The following is a 15,391-nucleotide window of genomic DNA, read 5'->3' as shown; positions in this document are numbered from 1 at the left end:
CACACCCCCTTTATTTACTTATTCCAACGTATCACATTTGATCCCCAAGTAAGTCCTGCACCAAACCCTACCAAAACAATTAAATCACCTTTTTTAATTTTACTTTGCTTTACTGCTTCGTCTAAAGCAACAGGAATAGATGCTGCAGACATATTTCCTACTCGATCTAAATTGACAAATATTTTTTCCATAGGCAAATTTAATTTTTTGGAAGCAGATTTGATAATTCTAATATTTGCTTGATGAGGAATTAAATAATCTATATCATCTATACTATATCCACTTAAATTTAACGCTTCTATAGAAGCCTTAGGCATCGTTCTTGCTGCAAACTTAAATACTTCACTTCCATCCATCTTTAAATAATGAAGTCTTTGTTCTATAGTTTCTATAGATGCAGGCATAAACGAACCTCCGCCAGGCATATTTAGGAATTTTCCACCTTCTCCATCTGCTCCCATAGTAGAGGATAAGATTCCATAATTTTCTTCTGTAGGACCTAAGACTGCTGCCCCTGCTCCATCTCCAAATAAAACACAAGTATTTCTATCCTTCCAATCTAATATTTTTGATAAAGTCTCTGCTCCAATAACTAAAACTTTTTTGTACATTCCTGTAGCAATAAATTGTTTTGCAACACTTAATCCATATAAAAATCCAGAACAACCTGCTGCTAAATCAAAAGCTGCTGCTTTTATAGCTTTAATCTCCTTTTGTACAATACAAGCTGTAGATGGGAAAAACATATCTGGTGTTACTGTAGCTACAATAACAAGATCTATTTCTTCTGGCAAAACTTTTGCATCTTCTAACGCTAGCTTTGCAGCCTTCGTAGCAATGTGAGCAGTAGTAGTATTTTCATCTACAATATGTCTTCTTTCAATTCCCGTTCTAGCCACAATCCATTCATCACTAGTATCTACTATTTGTTCAATATCATGATTTGTCATAATCTTTGGTGGAAGATAACTTCCAGTCCCTAGTATTCCTACTGGTCTAATTTTGTTTTGCATCTTTTTCATCTCCTATTTTTTGAATCTGTACTTTTATGTTTTTTATCACTTCTTCTTGTGCAAAATCTTTAGCTTGTTTGATTGCATTTTTTATCGCCTTAGCATTCGAACTTCCATGTGCTTTGATCACTGCACCTTCTACCCCTAATAAAGGTGCTCCTCCATACTCTGTATAATCCATAACTTTTTTAAATTCTTTTAAAGAAGATTTTAAAAGTGTAGCCCCTATTTTTGTTATTGTATTTTTTAAAAATTGTTCCTTTAACATACTCATCATATTCATAGCTACGCCTTCTGTTAATTTCAATATAATATTTCCAACAAATCCATCACATACAATCACATCTACAATTCCTGATGGAAGATCTCTTGCTTCTGCATTTCCATAAAAATTCATAGAAGTTTTTGAGAATAATTCAAAAGAATCTTTTACCAATGGATTTCCTTTCCCTTCTTCTACACCAATATTTGCAATTCCTACAGAGGGATTTTCTATTTTTAGTACTCTTTGAGCATAGATTGATCCCATTATTCCAAATTCTAACAAATTCCTAGGCTTGCACTCTGCATTTGCCCCCGCATCTACCAAAAGGGATTTCCCTTTTTTTGTAGGATAAAAAGATGCAATGGCTGGTCTGTCTATTCCTTTTATCCTTCCGAGTCCAAATAAACTTCCTGCAAGTAATGCCCCTGTATTTCCTGCTGATACAAAAGCATCTACTTTTTTTTCTTTTAATAAATTGATGCCTACTACTATAGAAGAATCTTTTTTCTTTCTAACTGCGGCTACAGGTTTATCTGTATTCTCAATAACTTCTTGAGCATCAATCACATGTATTTGATCTTTATCAAAATTCTTTCCATGCAGTGCATTTTTTAAAGCTTCTTCTTTTCCTATCAAAAAAATTTCTACATCTAGTTGTGATATGGCTTCTATACAACCTTTTACAATTTCTGATGGAGCATGGTCTCCTCCCATGCCATCTACAGCAATTTTTACCTTGCTCATCTCTTATTCCTCCCCAATAGATACGAGAATAAATTTCCCCCTAAAAACTTGTTCTGTTTTTACATATATTTTTACATGAACAAAATACTTATTTCCTCTTTGATTGACTACTTCTGCTTTTGCCACTAATTTTTGCCCTAATAAAACTGGAACTCTATATTTCATATTGGCAACTCCTGTTAAAGCTACCTTTGCATTAATCACTGCCATAGCTAAAGATTCAGCCATAGAAAAAATATGATGTCCTTTTATTACTTTTGTTTTTTTAAACGCCAAATCAATAGTTGTTTCAAGAATAGAGATCCCACTTTCATTTAAATTTAAATCAATCAATTCTCCCACGATTTCAGTTTCTCTTAAACTAATTACTTTTGAATAATTTTTTTGAGCAACCTTTTTAATTCTTTCTCTTAATTCTGGAATCCCAAGTTCTAATCTATCTAAACGAATGGTTTGTATACTTACTCCAAAATGATCACTTAATTCTTCATCTGTTACAAAAGGTTCTTTTTCAATTTTTTCTGTCAATTCCACTTGTCTTGTCTTTTTACTTTTTCTTTTACTAGGCATATATTCCACCTCTTTTAGCATCTGAAATTAGTACCTGATACTAATATTAAGTATATAATAAGTTTTTCTACAAAGCAACTATTTTAAAAAATTTGCATTATACTATAATTCCACATTTTTTTCAAATTCATAACGCCATTTATATATTTATCCATAAATTTTCTATGTATTATAAAAAAATAGTAATGATGATATCATCATTACTATCTTAGATTACTTTACTTCCATTACCTCTTTGTCATTATAAAAACCACATTTTTTACATACTCTATGTTGCACTTTTGTTTCATGACATTGTGGACATTCTACGACATTGATTGCTGTCATTTTTATATTTGATGCTCTTCTTTTATCTCTTCTTGCTTTGGATGTCTTTCTCTTAGGTACTGCCATTTTTTCCACCTCCTTATCATTATTGTAGCAAATCTTTTAGTTTAGCTAGTCTGGGGTCTATCTCATCTTTTAAACACTCACATGTATCTTCATTAAGATTTTTCCCACAGACCAAACATAATCCCTTGCAATCTTCATGACAAACAATTTTCATAGGAAGTGATTCAATTAATGTATTTTGTATGATCTCAGACAAATCTAACTGCTTACTTTTAATCACATAACATTCTCCTGTTTCAGCTTCAAGAGAATCTTCTGCTACTAGTTTTTCATCAACTTCCCCACAAAAATTTTGTTCGAATTTTTTTAAACATCTATGACAATAAAATTCTCCTGTACTTTGAACAATTCCTTTTATATAAAAATCTTCATTTGAAATATATATACTTCCTTTAAAAATAATTGGTTCTACTAATATGATCTCATCTCCAAAGCTGTCTAATTTTTCAATTTCATCTTTAATTTCTATAGATAATTGACTTTTTTGACCATCCATCAATTCTGCTATATTTATTTTCATTAATTTCACCTCATTATATTAACAGAATTAATTATACAAACGGAGCTGATATTTGTCAAGTAAAAATACTTGATAGATGTCTTATGATAGATAAAAGGTAGGAAATTTCCTACCTTTTTTCCTATTTCACAAGTTCTTTTGTATCTTGTGCAATCATTAATTCTTCATTTGTAGGAATAACTAAAACTTTTACGCTTGAATCCTCTGTACTAATAACAGCATCTTCGCCTCTTATATTATTTTTTTGAGGATCAATTTTGATACCCATAAATTCTAGATCTTTACAAATATCAGCTCTATTCGTCTTAGAATTTTCTCCAAGTCCTGCTGTAAACACTAAAATATCTACTCCTCCTAATAGTGCTGCATAAGATCCTATATATTTTTTAACACGTTGATCAAAAGCATCTAGTGCCAATTGAGCTCTTTCATTTCCTTCTTCTGCTGCATTTTCGATATCTCTAAAGTCACTACTTACTCCAGAAATACCTAGTACTCCTGATTGTTTATTTAAAAGATTGTTAACTCCTTCAAGATCTAATTTTTCTTTTTCCATGATATAAGTAACGATAGCAGGGTCAATATCTCCACATCTTGTACCCATTACAAGACCTTCTAGTGGTGTAAAGCCCATACTTGTATCAATACATTTACCATGATCAATAGCTGCTAAACTTGCACCATTTCCTAAATGGCATGTAATAATTTTTAAATCTTCTAGTTTTTTTCCTATAAAATCTGCAGCTCTTTGACAAACGTATCTATGGCTTGTACCATGGAATCCATATCTACGAACTCCATATTTCTCATAAAGTTCATAAGGAAGAGGATAGATATAAGATGCTTTTGGCATAGTTTGATGAAATGCCGTATCAAAAACTGCTACCATTGGTGTATTTGGCATTAATTCTTTACAAGCATCTATTCCCATTAAGTTAGCAGGGTTATGTAGAGGTGCTAATTCTATACATTCTTCTAAAGCTTTCATTACTTCATTTGTAATCACCACAGATGCACTAAATTTTTCTCCAGCATGAACAACTCTATGTCCTACTGCACCAATTTCACTCATGTCTTTAATAGCTCCATGTTTTTCATCTACTAAAGCATTTAAAACCAAACCTAAAGCTACTTTATGATCCTTCATAGGAGTTTTTATAACTACCTTATCCATTCCTTCTATTTCATGTTTTAAAACGGAACCTTCAATCCCTATTCTTTCTACAAGCCCCTTTGCTAAAACACTTTCATCACTCATATTTACTAATTGATATTTAAGTGATGAACTACCACAATTAATAACTAATATGTTCATTTCATATCCTCCTTAATATATTTTATATCATAAACTAAGACTAATTATAGATAGGATCTTTTCACCATCTATAATCTAAGTCATGTTATCTATGGACTACACAATCCTTATACTACACTTATAAAAATATGTATATTCGAATTCTTAGTCATCAGATAAATTTACTACAAATCTGATACACTGTATCGTTTACCATTTTAATTATAATGGACTATAAAACTTTTTCAAGTAGGAAAAACAATATTTATCTTATTTTTTGATATTATTAACCAAATCTTGTAATATTATATATAACTTTATCATTTTATTAAGGAGGAATTTCATTGAAAGTATTAGGACTTATTACAGAATATAATCCATTTCATAATGGTCATAAATATCATCTTTTATCTTCTAAGAAAAAAACTAATTCTACTCACACTATCGCCATTATGAGTGGGAATTTTTTACAAAGAGGTGAACCTGCACTATTAAACAAATGGATTCGTTCTAAAATGGCTGTAGCTGAAGGAATTGATTTAGTCATCGAACTTCCTGTAATATATGCATGTAACAGTGCTGAATTTTTTGCATGCGGAGCCATATCATTGCTTGAAAATATAGGAATTGTAGATTGTATTTGTTTTGGAAGTGAATCAGCAAATATTGATAATCTACAAAAAATAGCAAAAATTTTTATAGAAGAACCTACTTCTTATAAAAATCATTTGAAAGATTTTTTATCACAAGGCATGTCTTTTCCTAAAGCACGTCAAAAGGCTATAGAAAATTATTTTAAAAATTCAAATCTTCATCAAGATCTATTAATGCCTAATAATATTTTAGCAATTGAATACATAAAAAGTTTAATCAAATTAAATAGCTCTATAACTCCTTATACTATTTCAAGAATCAAAGCAGATTATCATTCTAAAAATATAGAAGAAGATATATGTAGTGCTACTGCCATTAGAGAATATATTTTTCATCATAAAGATTGTATTGACTATTTAAAAAGAGTAATGCCACAAAAAAGCTTTTCTATTTTAAATGACAGTATAAAAAATCAACATGGTCCTATGGAATATACAAATTTTGAAGATTTAATTTTATACAAACTTCGCACAACACCTGTTGATGAACTTATACAAATTACGGATGTAGTAGAGGGTCTTGAAAACAAGTTAAAATCAGCCTCTAACAGTGCTTATAACATAGATACCTTAATTTCTTTATCCAAGTCAAAGAGATATACCCAAACAAGACTACAACGAATTTTCATTCATACTCTTTTAAAAATTACAAAAGAAGATTTTCTGTCCTTTCATAAAAATTCAAAAGCTCAATATGCACGAATACTAGCTTTTTCTAAAGCTGGAACTGAATTATTGAAAAAAATGAAAAAAACTTCTAAAATTCCTGTTCTTACAAATATAAATAAACAAACTTTAGAAAATCCACTCTCTCAAAAGATGCTTGATTTTGATATTTTAGCTACAGATATCTATGCACTAGGTCATAAAAATATATCTTATAAAAAAGCTGGGCAAGATTATTATCAAACCCCATTTATAAAATAAATGAAAGCATAAAGATCCTCTTTGAAAATATATATAATATAAGCAGAATTTTAGGAGGATTGTATCTGATGAATTGTAAAGTGAAAAATTCTAATTTTATTTTTATAATAAAAAAGTGCTTCATCATTTTTGTAGTTTCTTTTTTAGTTTTTAGTATTATTAAATTTCCAAAAGAATCTTTTGAAGCTGCAAAACTAGGAATAGATACTTGGTTTTATATTGTATTTCCTGCTCTTCTTCCCTTTTTTATTGGAGCTGAATTGCTCATAAGCCTTGGTGTTGTAAATTTTTTAGGTGTTTTGTTAGAGCCTTTGGTGCGACCTATTTTTAACGTGCCAGGAGAAGGCTCTTTTATCTTGGCTATGAGTGTTACCTCAGGTTATCCTATGGGTGTAAAGCTTATTACACAGCTTCGAGAAAATGGAATATGCACTCGTGTTGAAGGCCAAAGGCTTCTTTCGTTTTGTAGTACATCTGGACCCTTATTTATGATTGGAGCTGTATCTATTGGAATGTTTAAAAATCCACAGCTTGGTACAAGTATTGCTCTTTCTCACTATCTAGGAGCTATTGCAACAGGTATTCTTTTTAGATTTTATCCTTTTACACTACAAAGAGAACCTTCTAGAAAAAAAAAACACACATCTATCAGAAAAGCTTTTTTAGACCTATTTAATATTTCACAAAAAAAAGAAAATACTTTTGGTATCCTTTTAGGCAAAGCTGTAAAAAATTCCGTTGAAACACTTCTAAGTATAGGGGGATTTATTATTTTATTTTCTGTAATTATCAAGCTTTTGACTACTTTAGGTATACTAAACTATCTTTGTTCTTGTATACAAAATATTTTGCCTATTCCTAAAAACATTTGCAATGCATTCATCGGTGGAATATTTGAAATGACTGTAGGTTGTAAAACTTTATCTGAAATCACTAATCTTTCTTTTTTACAACAATCTTTATTGTCTACCATTCTTATTTCTTTTAGTGGTTTTTCTATTCATGCTCAAGCTTCTAGCTTAATTAGTAAAACTGATTTAAGTATAAGTATTTATATTTTCTCTAAAATTGTTCATTCTATTTTTTCAGGTGTTTTTGTGATCTTAACTATGCCAGTGATTTTTCTAACCGCTTATCATATACATATACCTACTTTTTCTTCTTTTAAATCCATATTTTTAAATTTATCTTGGTCTTCTAAACTTGTCTTTTCTTCTAAATTATTTTTACTCATACTTTTAATCCATCTATTATTTGCTTTATTGATTAAAATTTTATCCTTTGTATCTATAAAAAAATGAAACTTTTTTATTTTATAGTTATCTATATTTTTCATAATATAAAATGTACCCTACTCAAAATAAGAAGGGTACTCATAAAAAATCAATATTTACTCAATCAAAGTAAAAATTTCTTCAACTTCTTTTCTTTTCGGTGCTGTAGAATCTTTTAAAGGTATTCCTAGAGGAGATATAGCCATAAGATCAAAACCTTCTTTTTCCATAGGAATAAGAGTTTCAATTTCTAAAGTTGCAAAACAAGCTCCTGTCATCCAGCAAGTTCCATAACCCATATTTGCAGCAGCTAACATAAAATTTTCTAATGAAGCTGCAACATTTTGCACTCTTGAAGCAGTTCTTTTTACTACATTTGCCTGATCATACATACCTATTTCTTCTAAAAGTTCTATTTCTTTTTCTTCATAATGTCCCATGTATGCCATAATTAAAACTGGAGCTTCTCTAAATACTGTATAATATTTTAAAAATTTTGTAAGTCCTTTTGTTTTTTCTGGATCATTTACTTTTTCTATAATTCTATCGTACACGTTTTCTATGGCTTGTGCTATTTGTTCAATCTTATTTTTATCTTTTACAATTACATAATGCCAATTTTGAACATTTTTTCCTGAAGGAGCATAGGTTGCAGCCTTTAGCATTTCTTTAATATCTTCCATCGGAACATCTTGTTCTTTAAATTTTCTAACACTTTTTCTTTTGTATATAAAATCTAAATTACTCAATTGAAACCCTCCTATTTAATTCTAGATATATTTTTTATTAAGTTCTAACTCATTTCACATATTACAAATCTAGGAATATATTCTATAGTATAACATTTCTATCCTAAACTTTCTACTTTTTAGATCTATACCTCCAACTAGTACCATTACCTACTTTTTATCATTTAACACAAAATCCTTTATCATAATCTAAAAGCCTATTCTAGTTACTACTATTTTTAACAATTCCAAACAACGCCTTCATTTTAATTAATATTTTTATTAATTATCTCATTTTATATTGTGTTTTTTGTAAAACTATAAAGTATCTTGTCATATATGTATTTGATTGATATAATATACACACAATATCAAAAGGGTGATTTTTTTGAAAATAAAAAAAATTGGAATGCGTACAATAAAAACAGCTTTTGCAGTTTTTCTAACTATGATTATTGCTGAATTAATTAATATAAAAAGTCCTTTTTTTGTAGGTGTTGCTACAATTATGTCTATGGAATCTTCTGTATCAGCATCTTTTATTTCAGGAAGAAATAGAATGTACGGTACTTTACTTGGTGGTATTATAGCCTTATTATTCTCATTAATAACACCGATCAATCCTTTTTTTATAGGTGTTGGAATAATCATCATAATCCATACATGCAACATGTTTGGGTGGAGAGAATCTGTAAAGATCTCTACTATAGTTTTTTTATCTATTCTTGTAAATTATGAAGAAGGAAGTAGACTCATCTATGCATTTTATCGAACTTTAGATACTTTAGTTGGATTAATTATAGGTACATTAATAAATTACTTCATACTTCCAAATAACGTAGTAAATAATATAAACGAATCTATTAGTAATATGTACTCACAAATTAAAAACATGCTTGAAATTATAATATGGAAGGAAGAACATATCGAGTTAGAAGCTCTAAGAAAAAACTTGTTTAGTATGGAAAAAGAATGCGATACTTTAAAAAATGAAACAAAATTAAATTTGTGTAAAAATAATAATTGTTTTAACTTTGAATATATATTTGAATTATTCGAACATACTTATAATCACTTAAGCATTATCACTTCCATAGAAAACTCTTCTTATATAGATGATATCAATAATAAATCTTTAAAATGTTTATTTAACAAAGAAGTACCTCCTCACTTTGACATAAAAAGTAATAACAATTTAGATTTAGTATATAACTATCATCTAGAAAAAATCCTACAACTTCTATCTGATATCAATAACTTATTTTCTCTTTATACAAAATAAAAAATATTCTTTCATGTCATATTTCATTTTTATTAATTCTTATACACTAAAAAAACCTGAAGATCAATCTTCAGGTTTAAATAATCATTTTTAAATTTAATATTATTAGATGATTGTAATATTTTCAGCTTGAGGACCTTTAGCTCCATCAACAACATCAAATGATACGTTTTGTCCTTCTTCTAAAGTTTTGAATCCTTCTTTGTTAATTTGTGAGAAGTGAGCAAATACATCATTTCCTTCTTCTGTTGTAATAAATCCAAATCCTTTGTCTGCGTTAAACCATTTTACTGTACCAGTCATGTTTTCTTACCTCCGAAATTTTTATTCCTTTAATTCTTTGTAAATATAAGTTATCTATAAAAATTTCTAAATCTATACTTAAAATTATGCTTCATTTTAGATCAATCGAAAAATTTTCTCATAATAAATTATTTACTTTTGAATTAAGGTTCTCTTTAATGATATACTATTTTAAAAATAAGTCAATAGGTTTTTTTCTTTTTTTTTAAACATTATATTCTTTTTAGAAATTTATTTTATCTCTTCTCATATTAACATTCAATACAATTCCAACTGCAATCATATTTGAAAGCATAAAAGTTCCTCCGTAACTCATGAATGGAAGAGGTTTTCCAGTAATAGGCATCAACCCCATTGTCATTGCAATATTAGCAATAATATGAAATGATATCATAAAAGTAATTCCCATTACTAAATACTTACCAAAGTCATCTCTAGCATTACGAGCAATATTAATACATCTATAAATTAAAAATAAATATAATAAAATAAGTATTCCAGATCCTAAAAACCCTAGTTCTTCCGTGAGCATAGAAAATATAAAATCTGTATGTTTCTCTGGTAAAAAACCATGTATATGCTGTATTCCTTTAAATATTCCACTACCCCAAAATTCACCTGATCCTATAGCTATTTTAGATTGTAAAATATGATAACCACTTCCAGTTGGATCTTCTTCTGGATTTAAAAATACCATTATTCTACTTTTTTGATAATCTTTTAATCCCATCCAAAGAAAAGGAAGACTAAAAATACCTATCATTATTGAATTTAGAATATATTTATATTTTAATCCAGCAATAAATAAAATTCCAAACGTAAATACTCCAAAAGCTAGAGTTGTTCCTAAATCTGGTTGAATTAAAATAAGTAACATAGGAAATCCTATAAAAGCAAGTATTTTTCCTAGAGTAGGAATATAATCAATATATTTTTTATGATCATCTACAACTTTAGCTAAACAAATAATCATTGCAATTTTAACAAAGTCAGAAGGTTGAAATCCAAATCCTCCAATTCTAATCCAGCGATCTGCACCCCATTGTTCTTTACCTTGTCCAAATAACAACACAATTATAAGCAATACATTGCTAATAACATATATATGAATATATATTTTTTCAAACAATTTATAATCAAAAGAAAGAATTATAAAAACAGCAACTATTCCCACTACAACAGAAGAAATTTGAGTTTTTACATATCTTGCACTATCCAAATCTCTAGTAGCACTTGCAACCATAATGACTCCCCAAGTACAAAGTACTATTATTATAAATACAAGGCCCCAATCAATTTTTTTAAAAAGTTTCGTATCAATTCCAAATTTCAATCTCATCTCTCCTTAGTAGATTTTATTATATATTTCATCAAATAATTCAACTCTTTCACTGTCCTTAAGAATACCATTATCTGTTTTATATATTCTATTTTATAATAAATATATCATTTGAGATAAAGATTTTACATTTGAATGCAACCACGACCCTTCTTAATCTCAAAAAACATATGCATTAATAATTTGTGTTTTTGGATCTATTTTTTTGAAATATATAGAATCTTTTATATTTTGATTGTTTGCATTTTCTATAACAAGTACATCTCCATCATATAAAAATTGTTTGTTGTATGTTTCTTCTTGTATATATATCTCTACTACTCCATTTAAACAATAAAGTAATGCCAATCTTTTATTATGAAATTGAAGTTGTATCTTCTCATTTTCATGAACCACTAATCTTTTTAGATCTCCTTTTAGACCTTTTTTCATCATCAAATTAAAATCACTTACTTTGCCTATGCTAGTTGTATCCCATCCTCCATCAAAGGATGTCACTTCATAAGGTTTTAGATGATTCTTAATACATTCTCCTTCTGGTAAAGTGTGTTGAATTTCTAAACTTCCATCTAAAATCATTAGTTTACGATCAAATTCTTTTAATTTTGTAAATGTTGATTTTTCATCTACTACAACAGCTCTGCTAATTCGAATATCAAAATTTCTTTCTTCATAAGATGTTTTCTGTGGATATATATATATTTCTTTTGTCGATCCTCCACTCCATAAAGATTCTTTTTGTTCCTTTGCTCTAATGATTTTAATACTCATAATTTAACCAACTCCTTTTTTATCTTTTTTACTCATAATAAGATAAATCTAGTCGTAAATAAAATATTTTTATCAATAAAATTGATTTAGTTTTTCTTCTCATTACACTATATCCTTTATCATTAAATTCAAATCAATTACTATTATAACAATATATGTACTATGATACCATCATAAATCTCACTATATTCAAATATAATATGTACAATCTTTTTTTTATAAAATACACCTATAAAGTAAAGCCATCACTTTAACCTATACAATATAGTTTGATGGCTCTACTTTCAATTTCCTATTTTATTAAAATCATTTTCTCCATAAAAATTTTCTAAAATTCTATACCTTACAAAATAGTATCTAAAGCTTCTTTTAAATCCTCCATAATATCTTCTGGATCTTCTAAGCCTATAGATAATCTTATAAGCCCATCAGATATACCACTTTCATTTCTTTCTTCCGTAGTATAAGCAGAATGAGTCATTGAAGCTGGATGTTCAATAAGTGTTTCAGCATCACCTAAACTTACTGCTAGTGCACAAAGTTTCACACTATTCATAACTCTTATTCCTTCAGAAATTCCTCCTCTTACTTCAAAGGCTATCATAGCCCCTGGAAGTTTCATCTGTTTTTTAGCTAATTCATATTGAGGAAAACTTTTAAGACCAGGGTAATATACTTTTTCTACAGCAGGATGTTTTTCTAAAAATTGAGCTATCTTCATGGCATTTTCACAATGTTTTTTCATTCTTATTTCTAATGTCTTCATTCCTCTAGATATTAAAAAAGCATCAAAGGGGCTTAGGCTAGCACCTGTCATGTCTTTAACTCCAAAGAAACGAACTTGATCAATAAATTGTTTCGTGCCTGCAACTACTCCGGCTATCACATCCCCATGTCCATTTAAATATTTAGTAGCCGAGTGAATTACTATATCTGCTCCTAATTCAATGGGTCTTTGTATATAAGGAGTACAAAAAGTATTATCCACCATTACTAGACAATCTTTATTTTCATGAGCTATCATACTTATGGTTTTAATATCTGTTATATCCAAAGTAGGATTTGCAGGTGATTCTAGATACACTATCTTTGTATTTTCTTTCATAGCTTTTCTAACATTTTCTGGATCTTTTATATCAACAAAACTTACCTCAACACCATATCTAGTAAGTCCATGTCTTAAATACGCAAACGTACATCCATAAAGTGTATCCGCAGCCACTACATGATCTCCTGCTTTTAAGATAGTCCAAAAGGCTGAAGTTATAGCTCCTATTCCTGAAGCTGTTGCTATTGCAGCATCAGTCCCCTCTAGCAAAGAAATTTTTTCTTCCAATTCAGTACAATTAGGATTTCCTAGTCTTGTATATATGTATCCATCCTCTTTTAATGCAAATCTTCTTCCTCCCTGTTCTGCAGAATCAAAAACAAAGGTAGAGGACTGATATATAGGTGTAGCTAATGCCCCTACTCCATTATCTTTGTGTCCTCCATGAATGGCTTTTGTAGCAAAACCCTTAGTTTTTAAATACATCTTATTATCCCCTTTCTATTTTTTGTAAATTAATACTATTTATAGATATTATTTCTACATTCTATCGTCTATTCCTTTTAAAAATAATATAAATAAAAACTATTTCTTTATTTTAAAAAACACCCTATTAAACAAGACACTAAAAAAGGTCTGCCTTATAAGGTATTTTCATTTATAATAAAACACATAGAATTGGAGGTAAAATAAGTATGATTATTGAAATATTTCAATACCTTCTTTGCTTTGACTCTTTACTTGTGTAATTACTTCATCAATTAACTCAAAGATCTTCTTTGATAATTTTTCAGCATCTCCATAATATTTTTGAGCCTGAAAATTATCCTTATCTTTAATTGCTTGTAATCCACTTTCTCCTAATTTATGAAGTTCCTCATGAAAATGATCAATCTCTTTCCAATCTTTTTCAATAACTTTAGGTATTATTTTTATTGAATGATAAAAATGTCCAAATGCACACTTAAAGCTATTTGTTTGCAATGGATGAATTTTCATTGTATCTACACTATATTTTAAATTATCTACCCATATTTTGTGAGCTATTTTAGCTTTTTGCATATATTCTAAAAATTCGTCATTATCAATAGCATGAACAGTTCCATTTAATCCTTGCATCATATCTTTTAAAGTCCCTGAAAGTACATCATCTATTTTTGAAATTTTCTTAGCATAATCTGCACTTTTTAATGCATCTTGATGAATAACATTAGTCATCATACTTAAACTTTCTGCATCCTTACTTGAAATATCCATAGCTTGATTAATTTCTATTGCAGCTGCACTAATTCCACCCATGGACTCATTGATTGTATACACATTACTTACTGTGTCCTCAAGCATCTGTACATTCTTTTTTGTAGTATCTGTTACAGAATCAATTTTTTTGCTCATTTTTTCTGTAGATAAAATTGTATTATCCATGCTTTGTTTACCTTCTGTAGCAGCATTTTGAATATGACTTACAAAACTTTCCATACCTTTAAGACTAGCTTTTGTATCATCTGCAAGTTTTCTAATTTCCTCTGCTACTACAGTAAATCCTCTACCATATTCTCCTGCTCTTGCAGCCTCAATAGAAGCATTTAAAGCTAACAAATTAGTTTGATCTGCTATGGCTCCAACACCCATTACAATATCATTTACTTTATTGGCCATTTCAACTAACCTTTCAATTTGCATACTCATAATATTTGCATCATTTAGAACTTCTTGCTTCAACTGATTAATCTCCTTAATTTCAGAAAGACTTTTATGATTTTGATCTATTAATTCCGTAGAAGATATAGACAAGTCCTTTAACGTTTCAGAAGTTTCATTAATAGTATAATTCACTTGATTCATACTCGCTGTAATTTGCTCCACTACAGCTAAGTTAGATTCACTGAGAGTCGCCATTTCTTTTGCAAAGTCAATGAGTTGATAAGAAATGCTTGACATTTGTACATCAAAATCACTCAAAGAAGCATTTACATCTAACAACTTCTTTGCTGAAGAAGACATGATTTTTTCATTTAAAAAAAGCTTTTCATAATTTTTGAGCAGATTCTTATGTATAGGATACTCTACTTTCGGTACTAAAGTTTCCTTTCCTTCAAGTTTCTCCTCTACATATTTAATAATACAACTTGCTTCTTCACATGGTTTTTTCTTTGAAAATTTAAACATTGTCAATCCCCTTTATTGTCATTATTTTATATTAAAATGGTATATATTAAAACATATACCCTGTATATCTTTTTAAAATCAACTTGTAAATTAAAAAA

At 28.9% G+C, this 15,391-nt stretch carries 15 protein-coding genes; 3 read left to right on the top strand and 12 right to left on the bottom strand.

Annotated features, from left to right (window positions below; all coding sequences use genetic code 11):
- Nucleotides 1-14 precede the first annotated feature (14 nt).
- The 6 genes from EK368_RS05605 to EK368_RS05580 all read right to left on the bottom strand — a co-directional run bounded on the left by EK368_RS05605 (nucleotide 15) and on the right by EK368_RS05580 (nucleotide 4,820).
- Entirely contained in the window at nucleotides 15-1,001 is a 987-nt protein-coding gene (locus EK368_RS05605; protein ID WP_279222264.1) for a beta-ketoacyl-ACP synthase 3, read from the bottom strand.
- A complete protein-coding gene (gene plsX, locus EK368_RS05600; protein ID WP_129597286.1) occupies nucleotides 997-2,022 on the bottom strand; it encodes a phosphate acyltransferase PlsX in 1,026 nt (341 codons plus the stop codon). Before plsX ends, EK368_RS05605 begins: the two co-directional genes overlap by 5 nt.
- Nucleotides 2,023-2,025: 3 nt before the next feature.
- Nucleotides 2,026-2,592: a transcription factor FapR gene (fapR, locus tag EK368_RS05595; protein WP_129597284.1), complete on the bottom strand. Its 567-nt coding sequence runs from the start codon at nucleotides 2,590-2,592 to the stop codon at nucleotides 2,026-2,028.
- Between the two features lie 213 nt (nucleotides 2,593-2,805).
- Nucleotides 2,806-2,985, bottom strand: coding sequence for a 50S ribosomal protein L32 (gene rpmF / locus EK368_RS05590; protein ID WP_129597282.1), 180 nt, complete (start codon nucleotides 2,983-2,985; stop codon nucleotides 2,806-2,808).
- 19 nt (nucleotides 2,986-3,004) lie between these two features.
- Nucleotides 3,005-3,505 carry a YceD family protein gene (locus EK368_RS05585; protein ID WP_129597280.1) on the bottom strand — a complete coding sequence of 167 codons (501 nt, stop codon included), beginning with the start codon at nucleotides 3,503-3,505 and terminating at the stop codon, nucleotides 3,005-3,007.
- Between the two features lie 121 nt (nucleotides 3,506-3,626).
- On the bottom strand, nucleotides 3,627-4,820 hold the full coding sequence (locus tag EK368_RS05580) for an acetate/propionate family kinase (protein WP_129597278.1): 1,194 nt from the start codon (nucleotides 4,818-4,820) through the stop codon (nucleotides 3,627-3,629).
- 323 nt (nucleotides 4,821-5,143) lie between these two features.
- Here EK368_RS05580 and EK368_RS05575 point away from each other — a divergent pair, with 323 nt between their 5' ends.
- Together EK368_RS05575 and ylbJ are read left to right on the top strand one after the other, a co-directional pair.
- Complete coding sequence (locus EK368_RS05575) at nucleotides 5,144-6,379, top strand: nucleotidyltransferase (RefSeq protein ID WP_129597276.1); 1,236 nt, start codon at nucleotides 5,144-5,146, stop codon at nucleotides 6,377-6,379.
- A gap of 68 nt (nucleotides 6,380-6,447) precedes the next feature.
- Complete coding sequence (gene ylbJ / locus EK368_RS05570) at nucleotides 6,448-7,680, top strand: sporulation integral membrane protein YlbJ (protein WP_129597274.1); 1,233 nt, start codon at nucleotides 6,448-6,450, stop codon at nucleotides 7,678-7,680.
- Between the two features lie 89 nt (nucleotides 7,681-7,769).
- On the opposite strand, the gene EK368_RS05565 is transcribed toward ylbJ, so the two are convergent.
- Nucleotides 7,770-8,402: a nitroreductase family protein gene (locus EK368_RS05565; protein WP_129597272.1), complete on the bottom strand. Its 633-nt coding sequence runs from the start codon at nucleotides 8,400-8,402 to the stop codon at nucleotides 7,770-7,772.
- Between the two features lie 367 nt (nucleotides 8,403-8,769).
- On the opposite strand from EK368_RS05565, the gene EK368_RS05560 reads away from it, so the two are divergent.
- Nucleotides 8,770-9,663: an aromatic acid exporter family protein gene (locus EK368_RS05560; RefSeq protein ID WP_129597270.1), complete on the top strand. Its 894-nt coding sequence runs from the start codon at nucleotides 8,770-8,772 to the stop codon at nucleotides 9,661-9,663.
- A gap of 105 nt (nucleotides 9,664-9,768) precedes the next feature.
- On the opposite strand, the gene EK368_RS05555 is transcribed toward EK368_RS05560, so the two are convergent.
- The 5 genes from EK368_RS05555 to EK368_RS05535 all read right to left on the bottom strand — a co-directional run bounded on the left by EK368_RS05555 (nucleotide 9,769) and on the right by EK368_RS05535 (nucleotide 15,293).
- On the bottom strand, nucleotides 9,769-9,966 hold the full coding sequence (locus tag EK368_RS05555) for a cold shock domain-containing protein (protein ID WP_129597268.1): 198 nt from the start codon (nucleotides 9,964-9,966) through the stop codon (nucleotides 9,769-9,771).
- 223 nt (nucleotides 9,967-10,189) lie between these two features.
- On the bottom strand, nucleotides 10,190-11,299 hold the full coding sequence (rodA, locus tag EK368_RS05550) for a rod shape-determining protein RodA (protein WP_243109366.1): 1,110 nt from the start codon (nucleotides 11,297-11,299) through the stop codon (nucleotides 10,190-10,192).
- Between the two features lie 165 nt (nucleotides 11,300-11,464).
- Entirely contained in the window at nucleotides 11,465-12,076 is a 612-nt protein-coding gene (locus EK368_RS05545; RefSeq protein WP_129597263.1) for a HutD family protein, read from the bottom strand.
- Nucleotides 12,077-12,419: 343 nt separating this feature from the next.
- Nucleotides 12,420-13,610 (bottom strand): methionine gamma-lyase, encoded by a 1,191-nt coding sequence (megL, locus tag EK368_RS05540; RefSeq protein WP_129597261.1) that lies wholly within the window; start codon nucleotides 13,608-13,610, stop codon nucleotides 12,420-12,422.
- A gap of 213 nt (nucleotides 13,611-13,823) precedes the next feature.
- Nucleotides 13,824-15,293 (bottom strand): methyl-accepting chemotaxis protein, encoded by a 1,470-nt coding sequence (locus EK368_RS05535; RefSeq protein ID WP_129597259.1) that lies wholly within the window; start codon nucleotides 15,291-15,293, stop codon nucleotides 13,824-13,826.
- Between the last annotated feature and the right edge of the window lie 98 nt (nucleotides 15,294-15,391).

The organism is Anaerophilus nitritigenes, assembly GCF_004138215.1.
Classification (GTDB): domain Bacteria; phylum Bacillota; class Clostridia; order Peptostreptococcales; family Thermotaleaceae; genus Anaerophilus; species Anaerophilus nitritogenes.
Note: the sequence above shows the minus strand (reverse complement) of the source record. Positions and strands in the feature narration are given on the sequence as shown.

What these genes read in the sequence shown, in the direction of transcription:
- plsX (WP_129597286.1), bottom strand. Translation starts at nt 2,022, where the DNA reads ATGAGCAAGGTAAAAATTGCTGTAGATGGCATGGGAGGAGACCATGCT.
- fapR (WP_129597284.1), bottom strand. Translation starts at nt 2,592, where the DNA reads ATGCCTAGTAAAAGAAAAAGTAAAAAGACAAGACAAGTGGAATTGACA.
- rpmF (WP_129597282.1), bottom strand. Translation starts at nt 2,985, where the DNA reads ATGGCAGTACCTAAGAGAAAGACATCCAAAGCAAGAAGAGATAAAAGA.
- EK368_RS05585 (WP_129597280.1), bottom strand. Translation starts at nt 3,505, where the DNA reads ATGAAAATAAATATAGCAGAATTGATGGATGGTCAAAAAAGTCAATTA.
- EK368_RS05580 (WP_129597278.1), bottom strand. Translation starts at nt 4,820, where the DNA reads ATGAACATATTAGTTATTAATTGTGGTAGTTCATCACTTAAATATCAA.
- ylbJ (WP_129597274.1), top strand. Translation starts at nt 6,448, where the DNA reads ATGAATTGTAAAGTGAAAAATTCTAATTTTATTTTTATAATAAAAAAG.
- EK368_RS05555 (WP_129597268.1), bottom strand. Translation starts at nt 9,966, where the DNA reads ATGACTGGTACAGTAAAATGGTTTAACGCAGACAAAGGATTTGGATTT.
- EK368_RS05545 (WP_129597263.1), bottom strand. Translation starts at nt 12,076, where the DNA reads ATGAGTATTAAAATCATTAGAGCAAAGGAACAAAAAGAATCTTTATGG.
- megL (WP_129597261.1), bottom strand. Translation starts at nt 13,610, where the DNA reads ATGTATTTAAAAACTAAGGGTTTTGCTACAAAAGCCATTCATGGAGGA.
- EK368_RS05535 (WP_129597259.1), bottom strand. Translation starts at nt 15,293, where the DNA reads ATGTTTAAATTTTCAAAGAAAAAACCATGTGAAGAAGCAAGTTGTATT.